Source organism: Streptomyces hirsutus, from assembly GCF_001418415.1.
In the GTDB taxonomy this organism is placed as follows: Bacteria; Actinomycetota; Actinomycetes; order Streptomycetales; family Streptomycetaceae; genus Streptomyces; species Streptomyces hirsutus.
Map to the genome: position 1 here is coordinate 1 of NZ_LIQT01000358.1, position 4,243 is coordinate 4,243.

2 protein-coding genes and 1 pseudogene are annotated in these 4,243 nt (G+C 69.6%); 1 reads left to right on the plus strand and 2 read right to left on the minus strand.

Annotation, left to right across the window (positions count from 1 at the left end; translation table 11 throughout):
- Positions 1-328 (plus strand): annotated as a pseudogene (locus AOK11_RS25630) (hypothetical protein); the annotation flags it as partial.
- Between the two features lie 57 nt (positions 329-385).
- Here AOK11_RS25630 and AOK11_RS25635 read toward each other — a convergent pair.
- Together AOK11_RS25635 and AOK11_RS25640 are read right to left on the minus strand one after the other, a co-directional pair.
- Complete coding sequence (locus AOK11_RS25635) at positions 386-568, minus strand: DUF6104 family protein (RefSeq protein ID WP_018571400.1); 183 nt, start codon at positions 566-568, stop codon at positions 386-388.
- Between the two features lie 158 nt (positions 569-726).
- Positions 727-4,243, minus strand: a 3,517-nt coding sequence (locus AOK11_RS25640; RefSeq protein ID WP_055596095.1) for a multifunctional oxoglutarate decarboxylase/oxoglutarate dehydrogenase thiamine pyrophosphate-binding subunit/dihydrolipoyllysine-residue succinyltransferase subunit, incomplete at its 5' end; no start/stop codon positions are given.

The following is a 4,243-nucleotide window of genomic DNA, read 5'->3' on the forward strand; positions in this document are numbered from 1 at the left end:
CGGCGGGAGGAGCGCGACGGGCGGGGACGAGCGCCGGGCCCGGGAGCAGTCCCGGGCCCGGCAGAGGGCGCACGAAGCGAGGGAGACGGCCCGGCCGGAAGGCATCACCGACGCCGGGCCCTCCGTGCTGCGGCCCTCCCGCGCGAGCGGCCCGCTGGCCGTGCCCGCCGTGCCCACCCTGGCCCTCGCCCAGATGGCCGCGGGCCTGCCACTGGTCGTCTGGGGCCTACGGCACCGCAGCGGCGGCTGGATCGTCGCGGGGACGCTCCTGCTGGTGCACGGCGCCCTCACGCTGGCGAGCCACACCCTCACCCACCCGCGCGACTGAAGCGGTGAACAGGACACGCTCGCGCGGCGGGGCAGGCCGGCCCCGGTCGGGCCGGTCCTACTCCTCGTCCTCGTCGTCGTCCAGCCGGGCCAGCCATGTCGCCAGGCGCTCCACCGGCACCTCGAAGTCGGGGTTGAGGTCGACGAATGTCCGCAGCTGTTCGGCGAGCCACTCGAAGGTGACCTCCTCCTCACCGCGCCGCTTCTCCAGTTCCTCGATGCCACGGTCCGTGAAGTACATGAGGACAAGAATATGTGCGCGCCGAACCGAGTCGAACCGCACAGAACCGCGCCGAATTGCGAAAACGTGACCGGGCCGCACCCCCGGAGTGGGGGTGCGGCCCGGTCACGTACGACCTGTGAGGGCGTCGCTCGGATGTCCGTCGGGCGCGAGGCCCGTCAGGCTTCGAACACCTCACGCACCAGCTGCTCCTGCTCGGCCTGGTGCCGCTTCGCGGAACCGACGGCCGGGGACGAGCCGTGCGGGCGCGAGATGCGGCGCAGACGCTCGCCGTGCGGGACGTCGGCGCCGACCGCCAGGTCGAGGTGGTCGATCAGGTTGAGCGCGATGAACGGCCAGGCACCCTGGTTCGCCGGCTCCTCCTGGGCCCACAGGTACTTCTCGGCGTTCGGGTACTTCTTGATCTCCGCCTGGAGCTCGGTACCCGGCAGCGGGTACAGGCGCTCGATGCGGAGGATCGCCGTGTCCGTCACGCCGCGCTTCTTCCGCTCGGCCTCGAGGTCGTAGTAGACCTTGCCGGTGCAGAAGACGACCTTCTTGACCGCGGCCGGGTCGACCGAGTCGTCGCCGATGACCGGGCGGAACTGGCCCGTGGTGAACTCCTCCGCCTTCGAGGCCGCGGCCTTCAGGCGCAGCATCGACTTCGGGGTGAAGACGACCAGCGGCTTGTGGTGCGGGTTGTGCACCTGCCACCGCAGGAGGTGGAAGTAGTTCGACGGCGAGGTCGGCATCGCGACCGTCATGTTGTTCTGCGCGCAGAGCTGCAGGAACCGCTCCGGGCGGGCCGAGGAGTGGTCCGGGCCCTGGCCCTCGTAGCCGTGCGGCAGGAGCAGGGTCACACCGGAGGTCTGGGCCCACTTCTGCTCGGCCGACGAGATGAACTCGTCCACGACCGTCTGCGCGCCGTTGACGAAGTCGCCGAACTGCGCCTCCCACATCACCAGCGCGTCGGGGCGGGCCAGCGAGTAGCCGTACTCGAAGCCCATCGCCGCGTACTCGGAGAGCAGGGAGTTGTAGACGTTGTACCGCGACTGGTCCTCGGACAGGTACAGCAGCGGCGTGAACTCGTCGCCCGTCTCACGGTCGATGACGACCGCGTGACGCTGGCCGAAGGTGCCGCGCTGCGAGTCCTGGCCGGACAGCCGGACCGGGACACCCTCCAGGAGCAGCGAGCCGACCGCGAGGGTCTCGCCCATGCCCCAGTCGATCGTGCCGTCCTCGACCATCGCCGCCCGGCGCTGCAGCTGCGGCAGCAGACGCGGGTGGATGGTGACGTGGTCGGGGATGTTGACCTGCGACTCGGCGATCCGCTTGACGACCTCCGAGGTGACCGCCGTCTCGACGGCCACCGGGAACTGGGCCTGCGGCTCCGAGGGCTCCACGGCCGTCGGCTGGGACGCCGCCTCGCGGACCTCGGTGAAGACCTTCTCCAACTGGCCCTGGTAGTCCTGCAGCGCCTGCTCGGCCTCTTCCAGGGTGATGTCGCCGCGACCGATGAGGGACTCGGTGTACAGCTTGCGCACCGAGCGCTTCTTGTCGATCAGGTCGTACATCAGCGGCTGCGTGAACGCCGGGTTGTCCGACTCGTTGTGACCGCGGCGGCGGTAGCAGATGAGGTCGATCACCACGTCCTTGTTGAACGCCTGACGGAACTCGAAGGCCAGCCGCGCGACGCGGACCACGGCCTCCGGGTCGTCGCCGTTCACGTGGAAGATCGGGGCCTCGATCATGCGGGCCACGTCCGTCGCGTACATCGACGAGCGCGAGGACTCGGGCGCGGCGGTGAAGCCGACCTGGTTGTTGATGACGACGTGGACCGTGCCGCCGGTGCGGTAGCCGCGCAGCTGCGACATGTTCAGGGTCTCGGCCACCACGCCCTGGCCCGCGAAGGCCGCGTCACCGTGGATCGCCACCGGCAGGACGGTGAAGTCCGTGCCGCCCTTGTTGATGATGTCCTGCTTGGCGCGCGCCACGCCCTCCAGGACCGGGTCCACCGCCTCCAGGTGGGAGGGGTTGGCGACCAGGGAGACCTTGATCTGCTCGCCGTCGAGACCGGTGAAGGTGCCCTCGGCGCCCAGGTGGTACTTCACGTCGCCGGAGCCGTGCATCGACTTCGGGTCGAGGTTGCCCTCGAACTCGCGGAAGATCTGCGCGTACGACTTGCCCACGACGTTGGCCAGCACGTTCAGCCGGCCGCGGTGGGCCATGCCGATGACGGCCTCGTCGAGACGGGACTCGGCGGCCGAGTCCAGCACGGCGTCCAGCAGCGGGATGACGGACTCGCCGCCCTCCAGGGAGAAGCGCTTCTGGCCGACGTACTTGGTCTGCAGGAAGGTCTCGAAGGCCTCCGCCGCGTTCAGTCGGCGCAGGATGCGCAGCTGCTCCTCGCGCTCCAGGTTGGAGTGCGAGCGCTCCACGCGGTCCTGGATCCACTTGCGCTGCTTCGGGTCCTGGATGTGCATGAACTCGATGCCGGTGGTGCGGCAGTACGAGTCGCGGAGCACACCGAGGATGTCGCGCAGCTTCATCAGGGTCTTGCCCGAGAAACCGCCGACCGCGAACTCGCGCTCCAGGTCCCAGAGGGTGAGCCCGTGCTCGGTGATGTCCAGGTCGGGGTGCTTGCGCTGGCGGTACTCCAGCGGGTCGGTGTCGGCCATGACGTGGCCGCGGACCCGGTAGGAGTGGATCAGCTCGAAGACGCGGGCGGCCTTGGTGACGTCGTCGTCGTGGGACGCGTCGATGTCCTTGAGCCAGCGGACCGGCTCGTAGGGGATGCGCAGCGCCTCGAAGATGTCGTCGTAGAAGCCGTTCTCGCCGAGCAGCAGGTTCGCCACGGCGCGCAGGAACTCGCCGGAGGCGGCACCCTGGATCACCCGGTGGTCGTAGGTCGACGTGAGCGTCATGACCTTCGAGATGCCGAGCTTGTTCAGGGTGTCCTGGCTGGTGCCCTGGAACTCCGCCGGGTAGTCCATGGAACCGACGCCCAGGATCACCGACTGGTTCGGCATCAGGCGCGGCACGGAGTGGACGGTGCCGAGGCCGCCGGGGTTGGTCAGCGAGACCGTGACGCCCGTGAAGTCGGCCATCGTCAGCTTGTTGTCGCGGGCGCGACGGACGATGTCCTCGTAGGCCTGCCAGAACTCGAAGAAGTTCAGCGTCTCGGCCTTCTCGATGCCCGCGACGACCAGCTGGCGGTCGCCGTTCGGCTTGACCAGGTCGATGGCGAGGCCGAACTTGATGTGCTCCGGCTTCACCAGGGTGGGCTTGCCGTCCACCTTCGCGTAGTGCCAGTTCATCGACGGCATCGCCTTGATGGCCTGGACCATCGCGTAGCCGATGAGGTGCGTGAAGGAGATCTTCCCGCCGCGGGCACGCTTGAGGTGGTTGTTGATGACGATGCGGTTGTCGAACAGGAGCTTCACCGGGAGCGCGCGCACGGACGTGGCCGTGGGCACCTCCAGGGAGGCGTCCATGTTCTTCGCGACGGCGGCGGACGGGCCGCGCAGCGTCACCTGCTCGATGCCCGGCTTGACCCCGTCGGCGGGCTGCGCCTTGGGGGCCTGGGACTTCGCGGCGGCCGGCTTGGCGGGGGCCGGAGCGGCCTTCGCCGGAGCGGGCACCGGGGCCTTCGCGGCCGGCTGGGCAGCCGGCGGTGCGGCGGCGGGCTGCGGGGCG